Raw genomic sequence first — 16,561 nt, forward strand, 5'->3', positions numbered from 1 at the left:
TTTGACTCCGGACCGTAGACGGCCCCTCCCCTCAGCAGCACGTACGACCCCCATGATTCGAAAGCAGGAAACGCCCTGAACGGCAACCTCGACCACCGCAACCCTCTCGTGTTCGATACGCGCGAGCTGGGTCGGCGTCCTGGTGCCCTGAAGCGGCTCTCCCGCACGGTGGACGCACCCGGTTCACCGGTTCTCGGCATCGACGGCGTCATCGGTGTGCCGGAAGGCGCGCCCCTGGAGCTGGACCTCCGACTCGAATCGGTCATGGAAGGGGTGCTTGTCACAGGGACCGCCCGTGCGAGCGCCGAGGGGGAGTGCGTAAGGTGTCTGGAGCCGCTGACCGTCGAGGTCGACGCGGATTTCCAGGAGATGTTCTCGTACCCTGACGCCGATGACCGGGGCCGCCCTGCGGACCCGGCCGACGACGCCGAGGACGACGAGGACAGGTTCTTCCTCGAGGACGGCTTGTTCGACCTCGAGTCAGTGCTGCGTGACGCGGTAGTGCTCGCACTGCCCATGCAGCCGGTGTGCAAGGAGACCTGCGCCGGTCTGTGTTCCGAATGCGGAATCAGGCTGGACGAGAACCCGGGCCACCACCACGACGCCGTCGACATCCGTTGGGCGGCACTGCAAGGACTCGCCGAGACCGTTCAGGACGGCGAGAAGGACAACATGGGCGGCGCCGAACCTGGCGTCGACGAGAAGCAGGAGAAGTAGCCGTGGCTGTTCCGAAGCGGAAGATGTCGCGCAGCAACACGCGCCACCGCCGGTCGCAGTGGAAGGCTGCGGTCCCCACCCTGGTTTCGTGCGAGCGTTGCCAGGAGCCGAAGCTCCAGCACATTGCGTGCCCGAGCTGCGGCACCTACAACAAGCGCCAGGTCCTCGAGGTCTGAGCGGCTGGTGAGAGGCCCGATGTCTGAGTTGTCCAGCGCCAAGAAGCAGGCAGACAACGTCAACACAGCCTCGTCCCACACGCTTCTGGAAGGGCGGCTCGGGTATCACCTCGAGTCCGCCCTTCTGGTGCGTGCGTTGACCCACCGTTCGTACGCATACGAGAACGGCGGTCTGCCCACCAACGAGCGGCTCGAATTCCTCGGGGATTCGGTGCTCGGCCTGGTGGTCACGGACACGCTGTACCGCACCCACCCCGACCTGCCCGAAGGCCAGCTGGCCAAGTTGCGGGCCGCGGTGGTCAACTCGCGTGCGCTTGCGGAAGTGGGCCGCGGCCTCGAACTCGGCTCCTTCATCCGGCTCGGCCGCGGTGAAGAGGGTACGGGTGGGCGGGACAAGGCTTCCATCCTCGCCGACACACTGGAAGCAGTGATCGGCGCGGTCTATCTCGACCAGGGCCTCGGCGCGGCCTCGGAGCTGGTCCACCGGCTCTTCGACCCGCTGATCGACAGGTCCTCGAACCTCGGTGCCGGCCTGGACTGGAAGACCAGTCTCCAGGAGCTCACCGCGAGCGAGAGCCTCGGAGTCCCCGAGTACCTCGTCACGGAGACCGGCCCGGACCACGAGAAGACCTTCACTGCTGCTGCTCGCGTCGGTGGTGTCTCGTACGGCACCGGCACCGGCCGTAGCAAGAAGGAAGCGGAGCAGCAGGCGGCGGAGTCCGCCTGGCGTGAGATCAGCGCCGCCGCAGAGGCACGGCAGGCCGCGGAGAAGTCCGCGGCCGACGGAGGGGCCGCCGACACCCCTGCCGACCCGTCGCCGGACTCGGACGCCGCTCCGGCCTGAAGCAGCACCCCGAACCCCTCGGTGCCCTGTGCACCGGGGGGTTCGCCCTGTCCCGGGGGAGCCGGTCCCGTGCTCCCGCACTACGCTCACCGTGTCTGGAGTGGTCCACCGTGCCCGAGCTGCCCGAGGTCGAAGTCGTACGCCGGGGCCTGGAGCGCTGGGTCAGCGGCCGGACCGTCACCGATGTCGAGGTGCTGCACCCGCGCTCGGTCCGCCGGCACCTCGCGGGCGGCGTGGACTTCGCCGCCCGGCTGCGCGGGGTCCGGTTCGGTACGGCGATGCGGCGCGGCAAATACCTCTGGGTGCCGATCGACGAGGCCGCCTCCTCGCTCCTCGGCCACCTCGGCATGAGCGGACAGCTGCTGGTGCAGCCCGTGGACGCGCCCGACGAGAAGCACCTGCGGATCCGGCTGCGGTTCGACGACGCTCTCGGCACCGAGCTGCGCTTCGTCGACCAGCGCACCTTCGGCGGGCTCTCGCTCCACGACACCACCCCCGACGGACTGCCCGACACCATCGCGCACATCGCCCGGGACCCGCTGGACCCGCTCTTCGACGACGCCGCGTTCCACACGGCCCTGCGCCTGCGCCGTACGACGGTCAAGCGCGCGCTCCTGGACCAGTCGCTGATCAGCGGCGTCGGCAACATCTACGCGGACGAGGCGCTCTGGCGGTCCAAGCTCCACTACGACCGGCCCACCGCCACCCTCACCCGCCCCAAGTCCGCCGAACTCCTCGGCCACGCCCGGGACGTGATGAACGCGGCGCTCGCCCAGGGCGGCACCAGCTTCGACAGCCTGTACGTCAACGTGAACGGCGAGTCCGGCTACTTCGACCGGTCGCTCGACGCGTACGGCCGGGAGGGCGAGCCGTGCCGCCGCTGCGGGACGCCGATGCGCCGCCGCGCCTGGATGAACCGGTCCAGCTACTTCTGCCCGCGCTGTCAGCGCCCGCCGCGCGCCTCGTCGTAACGCGTCCGGGCGGCGAGCACGTCGTCCATCCGCCCTTGGACGAGATGGATCAGCCCCAGAAGCCGCTCCGCGACCTCCCGGCCGAGCGGGGTGAGCTCGTAATCCACCCGGGGCGGGTTGACGGGCTGCGCCTCGCGCAGGACGAGCCCGTCACGCTCCAGGGCGTGCAGCGTCTGGGAGAGCATCTTCTCGCTGACCCCGTCGACCCGGCGGCGCAGCTCGTTGAACCGCAGGCTCTCCTCGTACAGCGCGCCCAGCGTCAGACTGCCCCAGCGGCCGGTGGCGTGCTCCAGCGTGGAGCGTGAGGGGCACTGCCGGGAGAAGACGTCGAAGGCGAGATCGTCCATGTCGCTGGCCATTTCACCAGCTTACGCCCGTACAGCGCCCCCTCAGAGGGGGCGCTGTACGGGCGTAAGCGAAGCCGTCTCCTTCGGGCTCAGAAGCCGAAGTTCTGGACCCACCACGGGCCGCCGGAGCCCTCGTGGATGCCGATGCCGATCGTCTTGTAGTCGCAGTTGAGAATGTTCGCGCGGTGGCCGTCGCTGTTCATCCAGCCGTCCATCACGGCCCGGGCGTCGGCCTGGCCGCGGGCGATGTTCTCCGCGGCGAGTCCCTGTACGCCGGCCTGGGCGGCGCGGTCCCAGGGGGTGTCGCCGTCCGGGTCGGTGTGGTCGAAGAAGCCGCGGGCCGCCATGTCCTCGCTGAAGTTCTGGGCCAGCGAGGTCAGCGCGGTGCTGGTGGTCAGCGGGGAGCAGCCGACCTTCGCGCGCTCCTGGTTCACCAGGGCCAGCACCTCGGCGCGGGCCGAGGTGTCGGAGGGCGAGGGGGCGGGCCTCTTGCTGGGCGGCGGGGCGGCGGAGGTCTTCGGCGGGGCCGGGGCCCTGCTCGCCGGGGAGGTGCTCTGCTTCGAGGCCGTGGTGGGCGCCTTCGACCGCTCGGACGGGGCGGCGGCCGGCTTCTTCGAAGGGGTCGTGGAGGGCGCGGCCGACTTCGACGGGGTCTTCGACGCGCTGCTGGAGGGCGACTTCGACGGCGTCTTGGAGGGGGTCTTCGACGGGGCCTCGGGGCGCTCGGTGCCCCGGCCGGCGGGGGAGGAGGACCGGTCGGCCGGAGCGCTGGAGCCGCCCTGTTGCGTCAGCAGGTCGGGGGCGCCGCCGGTGCGGACCTGGTCGGCCGCGTTCCCGCCACCCGTGGTGTAGGTGTCGCCGCCGGGGAGCAGGCCCGAGGCGACGGCGACCGCGCCGACCGCCATCGCGGCCGAGGCACCGAGGAGCCCGGTGCGCACCGGCACCGTGGACTTCTTCTTCCGGCGCGCGCCCCGATGCCGCGAGGCCGCTCCGGCCGCGGGTTCTTCAGCGGCGGGGCCTGCGGCGGATCGTCGATGGCGTCCCATGCGCTGTGCCTTCCTGATGCTCCGGACGTCGCAGCGACGTCACCCGATTACCGGTCGATCGTGGTCCCCGTACTCACCCGAACGAGTGAGGCTATTGCGACGGGACTGTACGCCATGGCTCAAAGGGGCCGCCGTGCTCTTGACGCAATTGGCCGGTTAGCGTTCGGGCATGAACGAAGAGGCACGGCTGGTCGCCTGGGTACGCGGCCGAGTACAGCAAGTAGGCTTCCGCTGGTTCACCAGGGCAAATGCTTTGGAGATCGGTGGACTCGTGGGCTTTGCACTCAATCTCGACGACGGCCGGGTACAGGTCGTCGCCGAAGGATCACGTGACAATTGCCACCGTCTGCTGGATTGGCTGCGGTCCGACGACACACCCGGGCGCGTGGACGGAGTCACTGAGATCTGGGACACCCCGCGCGGCGGTTACGACGGATTCGCCATCCGCTGATACGAGCTCGCGCCGGCGTCCCCGATCCGCTCGGTGAACGCGCCGGAGCGAACGGTCACGGGCCGGCCTCCTGGACCCCCGGCACCCGAAATGACCTGCGAAAGGACCGCGCGGCGACCGATGGTTGCCAGATGCGGAATGTCGTGCAAGGCTGCGGCATTGACGAAGATCCCCACACCTGTCGGGGTCCCGCAGGAGAGTCGCGCCGCATGATCGTCCGGCCGCGTACCCCCGGGACACCCGGCTCCACGCGGTGTGATCGTGTTGACCGTCAAAGTTTTTGGTGAGACGCTGAAAACCCCGCGCACCTTAGCTGTTCGGTAGAGCTGATATGCAGCAGAACCGCAGTGGTGACAGAGCCCTGCCGAGCACCGCGGGTGCGACCCCCTGACGACCCACACCGCATCGGTCGGTCACTCATTGTGGAGGACCATCCATCATGGCAAAGGCGCTTCTCGGTTACGTCGGCGGTTCCGACCCGCGACTTCTCGCCGAGATGCGACGGCTCCAGCAGCGCGTCCAGGACCTGGAATCCGAGCTCAACCGGATCCAGGACGAGAACGACGCGCTCAACGCCGCCGCTCAGCACCAGGAGTCGCTGCTCGACAGCATCGACATCGACGTACCCCAGGGCGAGCCTGCGCTGACCTGACCGAAGGCCCCAGCGGGGCCGGTCGGGCTGAGCAGTCTCATCAGCCTAGGAACATCTCCCCATATCTGATCCGTCCTGTGTCACGGATCGCCGTCCCCGGACGACCGGGTCCCTGACCGACAGGGGCCCCTGTGTCCGGATCACCGGCAGCGCACTGCCCCGGCTGCCGTGGCGATGCGCCGTGCGGGACCGCCCAGATCCATGCGACAAGATCACGCACCAAGATCTACAGGGACGCCTCGGCGTCCCTTTTTCTTTGCCCGGACCCCCCGGCCCCCACCCGATCCCTCTCGCTTACCGTCTGATGTGCCCTGCACCTTCACGACCGAAACCGAGAGGGAAAGGTAGAGTCCGGCGGCGTGCACCTCAAGGCCCTGACCCTGCGTGGTTTCAAATCGTTCGCGTCCGCCACCACCCTGCGGTTCGAACCGGGGATCACCTGTGTCGTCGGCCCCAATGGATCGGGAAAGTCCAATGTGGTGGACGCCCTCTCCTGGGTCATGGGAGAACAGGGCGCCAAATCCCTGCGCGGCGGCAAGATGGAAGACGTGATCTTCGCCGGGACGACCGGGCGGCCCCCGCTCGGCCGCGCCGAAGTGTCGCTGACCATCGACAATTCCGATGGCGCATTGCCCATCGAGTACGCCGAAGTGACGATCACTCGGATCATGTTCCGCAATGGCGGCAGCGAATACCAGATCAATGGCGATACCTGCCGGCTGCTGGACATCCAGGAACTCCTCTCCGACTCCGGCATCGGCCGCGAGATGCACGTCATCGTCGGCCAGGGCCAGTTGGACTCCGTCCTGCACGCCGACCCGATGGGCCGCCGGGCCTTCATCGAGGAGGCCGCGGGCGTCCTCAAGCACCGCAAGCGGAAGGAGAAGGCGCTCCGGAAGCTGGACGCGATGGGCGCCAACCTCGCCCGCGTCCAGGACCTCACCGACGAGCTGCGCCGCCAGCTCAAGCCGCTCGGCCGGCAGGCCGCCGTCGCCCGCCGGGCCGCCGTCATCCAGGCCGATCTCCGCGACGCCCGGCTCCGGCTCCTCGCACACGACCTGGTGACCCTGCGGGACGCGCTGCGCGACGAGATCGCCGACGAGGCCGAGCTGAAGAAGCGGAAGGACGCTGCGGAGGCCGAGCTGAAGGCGGCGCTCACCCGGGAGGCGGAGCTGGAGGGCGAGGTGCGCCGTCTCGCGCCCCGGCTCCAGCGGGCCCAGCAGACCTGGTACGAGCTGTCGCAGCTGGCCGAACGGGTCCGGGGCACGGTCTCGCTGGCCGACGCCCGGGTCAGGAGCGCCACCGAGGCCCCCACCGAGGAGCGCCGGGGCCGCGACCCGGAGGAGCTGGAGCGGGAGGCCGCCCGGATCCGCGAGCAGGAGGCGGAGCTGACGGCGGCCCTGGAGGCGGCCGAACACGCGCTGGAGGACACCGTCGCCCACCGTGCCGACCTGGAGCGCGAGCTGGCCGCAGAGGAGCGCCGCCTCAAGGACGCCGCCCGCGCCATCGCCGACCGGCGCGAGGGCCTGGCCCGGCTGAACGGCCAGGTCAACGCCGCCCGCAGCCGGGCCGGTTCGGCACAGGCCGAGATCGACCGGCTGGCCGCATCCCGCGACGAGGCGCAGGAGCGGGCCGTCACCGCCCAGGAGGAGTACGAGCAGCTCAAGGCCGAGGTCGAGGGCCTGGACGCGGACGACGAGGAGCTGACCGCCCGCCACGAGGAGGCCAAGCAGGCCCTCGCCGGGGCCCAGGCCGCCCACAGCGCCGCCCGCGAGGAGGCGACGGCCGCCGAGCGCAGGCGGGCGGCGGTCGCGGCCCGGCACGAGGCGCTGGCCCTGGGGCTGCGCCGCAAGGACGGTACGGGCGCGCTGCTCGGCGCCCGGGACCGGCTGGCCGGACTCCTCGGTCCGGCCGCCGAACTGCTCACCGTCCGCGCCGGCTACGAGGTCCCGGTCGCCGCCGCCCTCGGCGCGGCGGCGGACGCGGTGGCGGTGCGGGACCCGGCCACGGCCGCCGAGGCGATCCGCCTGCTCCGCGCACAGGACGCGGGGCGCGCGGCGATGCTGCTGGGGGGAGGGGCGGCGGAGGACGCGGAGGTCGCGGGGGCCGGTCATGGACCGGGGCGGCCTGGTGCCATGGACCCGCAAGCCCCTCACGTACCGGGGCAGGGCGGCGGGCACGTACAGGACGAGGCCCCCGGGCCGCTGCCCGCACAGGGCGGTGCACCCGGCGTCGCCGGGCCCGCGCACGGCGGCCCCGGCGACGCCGCGTGGACCGGTGCACCGGACGGCAGCGCGGAAGGCGGTACGGAGCGGAACGCGCACGGTCGTACGGAGACCGGAGCGCCGGGCCGCGCGGAGGGCGGGGCCCACAGCCGTACGGAGACCGGGGCCGACGCCCAGGGCCGTACCGAGAGCACCACCACCCTCACCACCCCCGCCGTGGCCGACCTCGTCACCGGCCCCGCCGCCCTCATGACCGCCGTGCGCCGCCTCGTACGGGACGCCGTCGTCGTCCCCACCCTGGAGGACGCCGAGTCCCTCGTCGCCGCGCACCCCGGGCTCACCGCCGTGACCGGCGAAGGGGACGTGCTCTCCGCGCACTTCGCGCACGGCGGGTCCGCCGGGGCGCCCAGTCTTCTGGAGGTGCAGGCCTCCGTGGACGAGGCCGCCGCCGAGCTGGCCGACCTCGCCGTGCGGTGCGAGGAGCTGGCGGAGGCGCAGCGGCTGGCGGGGGAGCGGCGCAAGGAGGGGGCCGCGCTCGTCGAGGAGCTGGGGGAGCGGCGGCGGGCGGCCGAGCGGGAGAAGTCGGGCGTCGCCCAGCAGCTCGGCCGGCTCTCCGGGCAGGCCCGGGCGGCGGCGGGCGAGGCCGAGCGGATGACCGCCGCCGCCGCCCGTGCCCAGGAGGCCCTGGAGCGGGCGGTGGAGGAGGCGGAGGAGCTGGCCGAGCGGCTGCTGGTGGCCCAGGAGGCGCCGGTCGAGGAGGAGCCCGACACCTCCGTGCGGGACCGGCTCGCCGCCGACGGGGCCAACGCCCGCCAGACCGAGATGGAGGCCCGGCTCCAGGCCCGCACCCACGAGGAACGCGTCAAGTCGCTGGCCGGACGCGCCGACGGCCTCGACCGGGCCGCCCGCACCGAGCGCGAGGCCCGCGCCCGCGCCGAGCAGCGCCGGGCCCGGCTGCGCCACGAGGCGGCCGTGGCCTCCGCCGTCGCCTCGGGCGCCCGTCAGCTGCTGGCCCACGTCGAGGTGTCCCTCGTACGGGCCGATCAGGAGCGCACATCGGCCGAGGCCGCCAAGGGCGAGCGGGAGCGCGAGCTGGCCGCCGAGCGGGGCCGGGGCCGCGACCTCAAGGGTGAGCTGGACAAGCTCACCGACTCCGTCCACCGGGGCGAGGTGCTGGGCGCCGAGAAGCGGCTGCGTATCGAACAGCTGGAGACGAAGGCCTTGGAGGAGCTGGGTGTGGAGCCCGCGGGGCTCGTCTCCGAGTACGGCCCGGACCAGCCGGTGCCGCCGTCGCCGCCCGCCGAGGGCGAGGAGCTGCCGGAGGACCCGGAGCATCCCCGTAACCGGCCGAAGCCGTTCGCCAGGGCGGAGCAGGAGAAGCGGCTGCGGTCGGCCGAACGGGCGTACCAGCAGCTCGGGAAGGTGAATCCGCTCGCCCTTGAGGAGTTCTCGGCGCTGGAGGAACGGCACCAGTTCCTCTCCGAGCAGCTTGAAGACCTGAAGAAGACCCGGGCCGATCTGCTCCAGGTGATCAAGGAGGTCGACGAGCGGGTGGAGCAGGTGTTCACCGAGGCGTACCGGGACACCGCCCGCGAGTTCGAGGGCGTCTTCTCCCGGCTCTTCCCCGGCGGTGAGGGGCGGCTGATCCTGACCGACCCGGACAACATGCTCGCCACCGGGGTGGACGTCGAGGCCCGTCCGCCGGGCAAGAAGGTGAAGCGGCTCTCCCTGCTCTCGGGCGGTGAACGGTCCCTGACGGCCGTGGCATTGCTGGTCTCCATCTTCAAGGCCCGCCCCAGCCCCTTCTACGTGATGGACGAGGTCGAGGCGGCACTCGACGACACCAACCTCCAGCGGCTGATCCGGATCATGGAGGAGCTCCAGGAGAGCTCCCAGCTGATCGTCATCACCCACCAGAAGCGGACGATGGAGGTCGCCGACGCGCTGTACGGCGTCTCCATGCAGGGTGACGGGGTGTCGAAGGTGATCAGTCAGCGGCTCCGTTGACCCGGTCGGCCCAGCCGCCGACTTTTTGCCGAATCATCAGAGGTTCGACGCACCATTCGTGCGCTCCTGGGTACACGCGCCTGGACCCACTGTTTGACTTCGATTCTTGAACACATAACCTCTGCAAAGTTGATTTCGCCTTCAAGTGGTGGCGGGCCGGATGTTGTGCCCCACTGGGAAGGCTCACCCCCCACGTCTGACTTGCGGCCAGGCATCAGGAGTTCATGTGACCAGCGCAGCGAACGGACCGGAGTCCGGAGCCCGAGTGGCCCATCCGGACCACCTCGGCCATGTCATCTTCATCACGGCGGCCGCGGCGATGGGCGGCTTCCTCTTCGGCTACGACAGCTCTGTCATCAACGGGGCCGTCGAGGCGATCCGCGACCGGTACGACATCGGCTCCGGGACGCTCGCCCAGGTCATCGCCATCGCGCTGATCGGCTGTGCGATCGGCGCCGCCACCGCCGGCCGGATCGCGGACCGGATCGGCCGCATCCGCTGCATGCAGATCGCCTCGGTGCTCTTCACCGCCAGCGCCATCGGCTCCGCGCTGCCGTTCGCGCTCTGGGACCTGGCGATGTGGCGCATCATCGGCGGCTTCGCCATCGGCATGGCCTCCGTGATCGGCCCGGCCTACATCGCCGAGGTCTCCCCGCCCGCCTACCGCGGCCGGCTCGGCTCCTTCCAGCAGGCCGCGATCGTCATCGGCATCGCCATCTCCCAGCTGGTCAACTACACCCTGCTCCAGATCGCCGACGGCGACCAGCGCGGCAAGATCCTGGGCCTGGAGGCCTGGCAGTGGATGCTCGGCGTGATGGTCGTCCCGGCCGTCCTCTACGGGCTCCTCTCCTTCGCCATCCCCGAGTCCCCGCGCTTCCTCATCTCGGTCGGCAAGAAGGCGGAAGCCCGCAAGATCCTCGAAGAGGTCGAGGGCGACAAGATCGACCTCGACGCCCGGGTGACCGAGATCGAGACCGCGATGCACCGTGAGCACAAGTCCTCCTTCAAGGACCTGCTCGGCAACCGGTTCTTCTTCCTGCCGATCGTCTGGGTCGGTATCGGCCTGTCGATGTTCCAGCAGCTCGTAGGCATCAACGTGGCGTTCTACTACTCGGCGACGCTGTGGCAGTCCGTCGGCATCGACCCGACCGACTCGTTCTTCTACTCGTTCACCACCTCGATCATCAACATCATCGGCACGGTGATCGCGATGGTGCTGGTGGACCGGGTGGGCCGCAGGCCGCTCGCCCTGGTCGGCTCCGTCGGTATGGCCATCGCGCTCGCCTTCGAGGCCTGGGCCTTCTCCGCCGACCTGGTCGACGGCAAGCTGCCCACCACCCAGGGCGTCGTGGCCCTGGTCGCCGCCCACACGTTCGTGCTCTTCTTCGCCCTGTCGTGGGGTGTCGTCGTCTGGGTCTTCCTGGGGGAGATGTTCCCGAACCGGCTGCGGGCCGCCGCTCTCGGTGTCGCCGTCTTCGCGCAGTGGATGGCCAACTGGGCGATCACCGCCAGCTTCCCGAGCCTGGCCGACTGGAACCTCTCGGGGACGTACATCATCTATGCCTGCTTCGCCGTGCTCTCCATCCCCTTCGTGCTCAAGTTCGTGAAGGAGACCAAGGGCAAGACGCTGGAGGAGATGGGCTGACCACCTCCCTCCATGTTCACGCGCTGCCCTGGTTCATGGCCGAGCCGGGGCAGCCGGCGTTTCCAGTGCCTCGCAGAACAGCCGCAGACTCCGCCACCCCTCCTCCACCGGCATCCCGCCGCAGAGCGGATGCAGCACCAGCGAGTCCGCGTCCAGCGCCGTGAGCTCCTCCGGCGTGACGATCCGGTACACCCCCTCCTCGCGCAGCTCCGCCACCGTCGTGGCCGCCGACCGCACCGCCGAGCGGATGTCCTTGGACTGCCAGGAGGCATACGTCCGCGCCTCGTGCAGCAGGTGCTCCCCGTACAGCGCCCACGTCCGCTCCGGGTCCTCCGAGACATGGAGCAGCGGCGTCCGGGCCGCGGGCATCATGCAGAACCCCTCCGTCCCGTACTCCTCCCGCCGCTGGTGGTAGTACGCCTCCAGCTCCGGCAGATGCGCGCTCGGGAAGAGCGGCAGCCCCAGCCGGGCCGCCCGCCGCGCCGCCGCCCGTGAGCTGCCGCCGACCAGGAGCAGCGGATGCGGCCGGGTGTACGGGCGCGGGGTGACGCGTACCGTACGCCCCCGGTACGGGAACGGCTCCCCGGTCCACGCATCCAGCAGCGTCTCCAGCAGCTCGTCCTGGAGCCTGCCGCGCCGCCCCCACTCCACGCCCGCGCGCTCGTACTCCTCGGCCCGGTAGCCGATCCCCGCGACCGTCACCAGCCGCCCCGCGCTCAGCAGGTCGAGGACCGCGATGTCCTCCGCGAGCCGCAACGGGTCGTGCAGCGGGCCGATGATCGCCGACACGGTCACCGCGATCCGCCGGGTGGCGCCGAAGACCGCGCCGGCGAAGGTGAACGGGGAGGGCAGCCAGGAGTCCGCCACCCCGTGGTGCTCCTCGGTCTGCACCGTGTCGACGCCGTGCCCGTCCGCGTAGGCCGCCATCTCCAGGGCGGCGCGGTAGCGGGCCGAGAGGGCCACGGGGGTGGCTTCGGGATCGACGAGATTGAACCGGACCACGGTGAAGGCCATGACAGGTGTCCCTTTCGCCGGATGGGCAGCGCCCGATCGACGGGCGGGGCGGGGTGCACCGTAACTGACGTGCCGTCAGAAGTGTAGGGGCGGGTGTCGCGCATTACCGCCAAAAGGTGCATACGGCTCCGGTGGCTCACCGGGCGGCGTGCGGGGCCGTGCCCGTGCGGCGGCCGTGGCCGATACTGGACGGGTTATGGAACTCGTCGAAATCGTCATCCTCGCTGTAGTCATCGCCCTGGCCGCCGTCGGCCTGGTCGGCGGGCTCGTGGTCGGCAGCCGCAAGAAGCGGAAACTGCCGCCCCCGCCCCCGTCCACGCCGACCATCACCCCTCCCGCCGAGCCGAAGGTCGGCGAGGAGGCCGAGACGCCGCGCGACGAAGCGCGGCGCACCATCGACGATGTCGGCCTCCCGGACGCCCCCGCGCCCGTCGAGGAGGCCCCGGTCGTCGAGGCTCCGGCGCCGCCCGCGCTGGAGATCCCCGAGCCCACCGAGGGCCGGCTCGTCCGGCTGCGGGCCCGGCTCGCCCGCTCGCAGAACTCGCTCGGCAAGGGGCTGCTCACGCTGCTGTCCCGCGACAACCTGGACGAGGACACCTGGGAGGAGATCGAGGACACCCTCCTCACCGCCGACGTGGGCGTCGCCCCCACCCAGGAACTGGTCGAGAGGCTCCGCGAGCGGGTCCGGGTGCTCGGCACCCGTACGCCCGAAGACCTCCGCGCCCTGCTGCGCGAAGAGCTGATCACCCTGCTCGGCCCGGACTTCGACCGCGAGGTCAAGACCGAGGGCGGCGCCGAGACCCCGGGCGTCGTGATGGTCGTCGGCGTCAACGGCACCGGCAAGACCACCACCACCGGCAAGCTGGCCCGGGTGCTCGTCGCCGACGGCCGCAGCGTGGTCCTCGGCGCGGCCGACACCTTCCGCGCCGCCGCCGCCGACCAGCTCCAGACCTGGGGCGAGCGCGTCGGAGCCCGTACGGTCCGGGGGCCCGAGGGCGGCGACCCGGCGTCGATCGCCTACGACGCGGTCAAGGAGGGCATCGCCGAGGGGGCCGACGTGGTCCTCATCGACACCGCCGGCCGGCTGCACACCAAGACCGGCCTCATGGACGAGCTGGGCAAGGTCAAGCGGGTCGTGGAGAAGCACGGGCCGCTGGACGAGGTCCTGCTCGTCCTGGACGCCACCACCGGGCAGAACGGCCTGGTGCAGGCCCGGGTCTTCGCCGAGGTCGTGGACATCACCGGCATCGTCCTCACCAAGCTGGACGGCACCGCCAAGGGCGGCATCGTCATCGCGGTCCAGCGCGAGCTGGGCGTACCGGTGAAGCTGATCGGGCTCGGCGAGGGAGCGGACGACCTGGCTCCGTTCGAGCCGGGCGCCTTCGTGGACGCCCTGATCGGCGACTGAGGCTCCTCACCCCGTACGGCGGACGGGCGGCGGCTCCCACGAGGAGCCTGCCGCCCGTCCGCCGTTTCCGTGTGCCTCCGGACCCCGTCCGGCGTTTCCGTCCGCGGTTTCCCTCTGCCCTAGGAGCGGTGGCAGATGTACGCCAGTGTCCCCAGCAGCAGCCGCGCCTGCGGGGGAGCGGCAGCGGTGTCCAGCACCGGGGGCCGCAGCCAGCGGACCGGGCCCAGGCCTCCGAGGTCGGAGGGCGGGGCGGTGATGTGCGCGCCCTGGCCGAGCGCCCGCAGGTCCAGGTCCGCGTCGTCCCAGCCCATGCGGTAGAGCAGGCCGGGCAGCTCGGCGGCGGCTCCGGGGGCGACGAAGAACTGCGCCCGGCCGGTCGGGGTCACCGCCACCGGCCCCAGCGGCAGCCCCATCCGCTCCAGCCGCACCAGCGCCCGCCGCCCGGCCTGCTCCGCCACGTCCAGGACGTCGAAGCTCCGCCCCACCGGCAGCAGCATCGAGGCGCCCGGGGTCTCGGCCCAGGCGTCCGCCGCCCGGTCCAGGCCGGTGCCCGCCGGGACCTCCCGGGCGAAGCCCAGCGGGTGCGCGCCGGGGGCGGAGCAGGCCCGCTGCCCGCACGAGCAGGCGCCGTCGCGGGCGCGGGTGCCGGGCGCCACGGCCCAGCCCCAGAGTCCGGTGTACTCGGCCACCGCGGTGGCCTCGGCGTCGCGGCCTCGCCGCCGTACGCCGGAACGTTTCTCGCGGATGCCGCCGATCGTGAAGCCCATACCCCCTCCAACGGGTCCGACTCATCGGTGGTTACGACCCGGAGCGCTCGGGTAACCCTCCGTCGCTGCGACTCCATCGAGTGGCGTGCGCCGTGGTGCGCGAGGTGGTGCGGCGCGGTGCACGCGCCCCTCGGTGCTTCCGTGCGCCCGCCATCGGTCGTGGTGGCTCAAGTCAAGCGCGCCGGGCGGCAGTCGGGTTCATTCGAAGGGGTGGCGAATGGTGGCGTTTCCGCAATCCCCCTCGCGGGAGGGGTGATCGTAGGATTACCGTCGGTACACGAACCCTGGGAGAATGTGCAGCCACGGGTATGCCTCGGGCAACCCGGTTGCCTGTTCGATGGCGGCCAACTCCCGTACGGACAGCAGCAGTGCACGGCATTCTGATAGTGGTTCGCACGATGAAGGATTCAGCGGGGATGACGGGGAATGGGGGCGTTCCGGTGAGCGGCAGCGGCGCAGGCGATACGGATGCCGGTAAGCGTCCCAACGGGCAGTTGGGGTCGTGGTTCGTACGTAGTGGCTGGTCCAAGGGCGAGCTGGCGCGGCAGGTGAACCGGCGGGCACGCCAGATGGGCGCCCACCACATCAGCACCGACACCTCACGGGTGCGGCGCTGGCTCGACGGCGAGCAGCCGCGCGAGCCGATCCCGCGCATCCTCTCCGAGCTGTTCTCCGAGCGGTTCGGGGCGGTCGTCGCCGTCGAGGACCTCGGGCTGCGCACCGCGCACCAGTCACCCTCGGTGGCCGGTGTCGACCTGCCCTGGGCGGGCCCGCAGACCGTGGCCCTGCTCAGCGAGTTCTCCCGCAGCGACCTGATGCTCGCCCGGCGGGGCTTCCTCGGCAGCTCCCTCGCGCTGGCCGCCGGGCCTGCCCTGATCGAGCCCATGCAGCGCTGGCTGGTGCCCGTCCCGGTCAAGGGCCCGGGCGAACCGGAGTCGGAGGCGGCCACCCGCCGGCCCTCCCGGCTCTCCGCCCCCGAGCTGGACCTGTTGGAGTCGACCACCGCGATGTTCCGGCAGTGGGACGCCCAGTGCGGCGGCGGACTGCGCCGCAAGGCCGTCGTCGGACAACTCCACGAGGTCACCGACCTGTTGCAGGAGCCGCAGCCGGGGGCTACCGCCAAGCGCCTCTTCCGCTGCGCCGCCGAACTGGCCGAGCTGGCGGGCTGGATGAGCTACGACGTGGGCCTCCAGCCCACCGCCCAGAAGTATTTCGTGCTCGCCCTGCACGCCGCCAAGGAAGCCGGGGACAAGCCGCTCGGCAGCTATGTGCTCTCCAGCATGAGCCGCCAGATGATCCACCTGGGCCGCCCCGACGACGCCCTGGAGCTGATCCACCTCGCGCAGTACGGCAGCCGTGACTGCGCCACCCCCCGTACCCAGGCCATGCTGTATGCGATGGAGGCCCGCGCCTACGCCAACATGGGCCAGCCCAGCAAGTGCAAGCGCGCGGTCCGGATGGCCGAGGACACCTTCCTGGACGCCGGACTGGACGGCGAGCCCGAGCCCGACTGGATCCGCTTCTTCTCCGAGGCCGAGCTCAACGGGGAGAACGCCCACTCCTACCGTGACCTGGCCTACGTCGCCGGCCGCAGCCCCACCTACGCCTCGCTCGCCGAGCCCGTCATGGCCAAGGCCGTGGAGCTGTTCGGTGAGGACGACGAGCACCAGCGCTCCTACGCGCTCAACCTGATCGGCATGGCCACCGTCCATCTGCTCCAGCGCGAGCCCGAGCAGTCCACCGTGCTCGCCGGACGGGCCCTGAAGATCGCCAAGAAGGTCCGCTCCGAGCGGGTCAACACCCGGCTGCGCAAGACCGTCGACACCGCTGCCAGGGACTTCGGCGATGTCGCCGACGTCGCCCGGCTCACCGATCTGCTCAGCGAACAGCTGCCGGAGACCGCCGAAGCGATCTGACCCCGGCACCAACGGCCCCGGCCGCGGCACCCCTCCGTACAGCCCGACTCGGCTCCCCCATCGCCTGGTCACCCGGAGGGGAGCCGCGGCCGGTTCTCGTCGTACCGCCCTCGGAGGGACCCGGCGGCGTTTCAACCCGACCGTATGCGGCGTGGGCTGCATGGTAGGCAGCGCACCGGACCCGCCACCCGGGATTCATTCCCCCGTAACACGCACCACCTCTTCGTCACGCTCGCGAAACATCGTGCGGCATCCCCGGAAACGGCGCTCCGCCAATCTCGTGGCGCACAGGCGGTCTCCGGCCATGATCCGCCGGACCCCCCTGACCGGCCCGCACCTTCCCAGTGGTCCCGCAGCATTCCCCCGCACGCCGCG

Annotated in this window: 14 protein-coding genes; 10 read left to right on the forward strand and 4 right to left on the reverse strand. The window is 71.4% G+C overall.

Annotated features, from left to right (window positions below; genetic code table 11):
* Positions 1 to 108 precede the first annotated feature (108 nt).
* From D6270_RS25065 to mutM, 4 genes are all read left to right on the forward strand, one after another.
* A complete protein-coding gene (locus tag D6270_RS25065; protein WP_084749872.1) occupies positions 109 to 717 on the forward strand; it encodes a YceD family protein in 609 nt (202 codons plus the stop codon).
* Positions 718 to 719: 2 nt separating this feature from the next.
* Complete coding sequence (rpmF, locus tag D6270_RS25070) at positions 720 to 893, forward strand: 50S ribosomal protein L32 (RefSeq protein ID WP_003965982.1); 174 nt, start codon at positions 720 to 722, stop codon at positions 891 to 893.
* Between the two features lie 19 nt (positions 894 to 912).
* On the forward strand, positions 913 to 1,737 hold the full coding sequence (gene rnc, locus D6270_RS25075; protein ID WP_109163394.1) for a ribonuclease III: 825 nt from the start codon (positions 913 to 915) through the stop codon (positions 1,735 to 1,737).
* Positions 1,738 to 1,847: 110 nt separating this feature from the next.
* The gene (mutM, locus tag D6270_RS25080; RefSeq protein WP_109163393.1) at positions 1,848 to 2,708 is read left to right on the forward strand and encodes a bifunctional DNA-formamidopyrimidine glycosylase/DNA-(apurinic or apyrimidinic site) lyase; all 861 of its coding nucleotides are present in this window, start codon (positions 1,848 to 1,850) and stop codon (positions 2,706 to 2,708) included.
* Here mutM and D6270_RS25085 read toward each other — a convergent pair.
* Both D6270_RS25085 and D6270_RS25090 read right to left on the reverse strand, forming a co-directional pair.
* On the reverse strand, positions 2,681 to 3,067 hold the full coding sequence (locus D6270_RS25085) for a winged helix-turn-helix transcriptional regulator (protein WP_109163392.1): 387 nt from the start codon (positions 3,065 to 3,067) through the stop codon (positions 2,681 to 2,683). The genes mutM and D6270_RS25085 overlap by 28 nt on opposite strands.
* Positions 3,068 to 3,144: 77 nt before the next feature.
* Positions 3,145 to 4,101: a CAP domain-containing protein gene (locus tag D6270_RS25090; protein ID WP_109163391.1), complete on the reverse strand. Its 957-nt coding sequence runs from the start codon at positions 4,099 to 4,101 to the stop codon at positions 3,145 to 3,147.
* Between the two features lie 169 nt (positions 4,102 to 4,270).
* Here D6270_RS25090 and D6270_RS25095 point away from each other — a divergent pair, with 169 nt between their 5' ends.
* The 4 genes from D6270_RS25095 (at position 4,271) to D6270_RS25115 (ending at position 11,081) form a co-directional block, all read left to right on the forward strand.
* Entirely contained in the window at positions 4,271 to 4,552 is a 282-nt protein-coding gene (locus D6270_RS25095) for an acylphosphatase (RefSeq protein WP_109163390.1), read from the forward strand.
* A 439-nt stretch (positions 4,553 to 4,991) separates the two neighbouring features.
* A complete protein-coding gene (locus D6270_RS25105) occupies positions 4,992 to 5,204 on the forward strand; it encodes a hypothetical protein (RefSeq protein ID WP_003965973.1) in 213 nt (70 codons plus the stop codon).
* A gap of 359 nt (positions 5,205 to 5,563) precedes the next feature.
* Positions 5,564 to 9,436, forward strand: coding sequence for an AAA family ATPase (locus tag D6270_RS25110; RefSeq protein WP_109163389.1), 3,873 nt, complete (start codon positions 5,564 to 5,566; stop codon positions 9,434 to 9,436).
* Positions 9,437 to 9,662: 226 nt separating this feature from the next.
* Positions 9,663 to 11,081 carry a sugar porter family MFS transporter gene (locus D6270_RS25115; protein ID WP_109163388.1) on the forward strand — a complete coding sequence of 473 codons (1,419 nt, stop codon included), beginning with the start codon at positions 9,663 to 9,665 and terminating at the stop codon, positions 11,079 to 11,081.
* A 33-nt stretch (positions 11,082 to 11,114) separates the two neighbouring features.
* On the opposite strand, the gene D6270_RS25120 is transcribed toward D6270_RS25115, so the two are convergent.
* Positions 11,115 to 12,095, reverse strand: coding sequence for an LLM class flavin-dependent oxidoreductase (locus D6270_RS25120; protein WP_109163387.1), 981 nt, complete (start codon positions 12,093 to 12,095; stop codon positions 11,115 to 11,117).
* Between the two features lie 196 nt (positions 12,096 to 12,291).
* Here D6270_RS25120 and ftsY point away from each other — a divergent pair, with 196 nt between their 5' ends.
* Positions 12,292 to 13,503 (forward strand): signal recognition particle-docking protein FtsY, encoded by a 1,212-nt coding sequence (gene ftsY / locus D6270_RS25125; protein ID WP_109163386.1) that lies wholly within the window; start codon positions 12,292 to 12,294, stop codon positions 13,501 to 13,503.
* 119 nt (positions 13,504 to 13,622) lie between these two features.
* Here the strand turns inward: ftsY and D6270_RS25130 are convergent, their stop codons facing one another.
* Positions 13,623 to 14,270, reverse strand: coding sequence for a bifunctional DNA primase/polymerase (locus tag D6270_RS25130; protein WP_109163385.1), 648 nt, complete (start codon positions 14,268 to 14,270; stop codon positions 13,623 to 13,625).
* Between the two features lie 440 nt (positions 14,271 to 14,710).
* Between D6270_RS25130 and D6270_RS25135 the strand changes: the two genes are divergently transcribed.
* Positions 14,711 to 16,186, forward strand: a complete 1,476-nt coding sequence (locus D6270_RS25135; protein WP_109163384.1) for a transcriptional repressor NsdA — start codon at positions 14,711 to 14,713, stop codon at positions 16,184 to 16,186.
* Positions 16,187 to 16,561 lie beyond the last annotated feature (375 nt).

It is taken from the genome of Streptomyces griseus subsp. griseus (assembly GCF_003610995.1).
In the GTDB taxonomy this organism is placed as follows: domain Bacteria; phylum Actinomycetota; class Actinomycetes; order Streptomycetales; family Streptomycetaceae; genus Streptomyces.

Excerpts from the sequence above, each read along its gene's own strand:
- rnc (WP_109163394.1), top strand. The coding sequence starts at position 913 with ATGTCTGAGTTGTCCAGCGCCAAGAAGCAGGCAGACAACGTCAACACA.
- D6270_RS25085 (WP_109163392.1), bottom strand. The coding sequence starts at position 3,067 with ATGGCCAGCGACATGGACGATCTCGCCTTCGACGTCTTCTCCCGGCAG.
- D6270_RS25090 (WP_109163391.1), bottom strand. The coding sequence starts at position 4,101 with ATGGGACGCCATCGACGATCCGCCGCAGGCCCCGCCGCTGAAGAACCC.
- D6270_RS25095 (WP_109163390.1), top strand. The coding sequence starts at position 4,271 with ATGAACGAAGAGGCACGGCTGGTCGCCTGGGTACGCGGCCGAGTACAG.
- D6270_RS25105 (WP_003965973.1), top strand. The coding sequence starts at position 4,992 with ATGGCAAAGGCGCTTCTCGGTTACGTCGGCGGTTCCGACCCGCGACTT.
- D6270_RS25120 (WP_109163387.1), bottom strand. The coding sequence starts at position 12,095 with ATGGCCTTCACCGTGGTCCGGTTCAATCTCGTCGATCCCGAAGCCACC.
- ftsY (WP_109163386.1), top strand. The coding sequence starts at position 12,292 with ATGGAACTCGTCGAAATCGTCATCCTCGCTGTAGTCATCGCCCTGGCC.
- D6270_RS25130 (WP_109163385.1), bottom strand. The coding sequence starts at position 14,270 with ATGGGCTTCACGATCGGCGGCATCCGCGAGAAACGTTCCGGCGTACGG.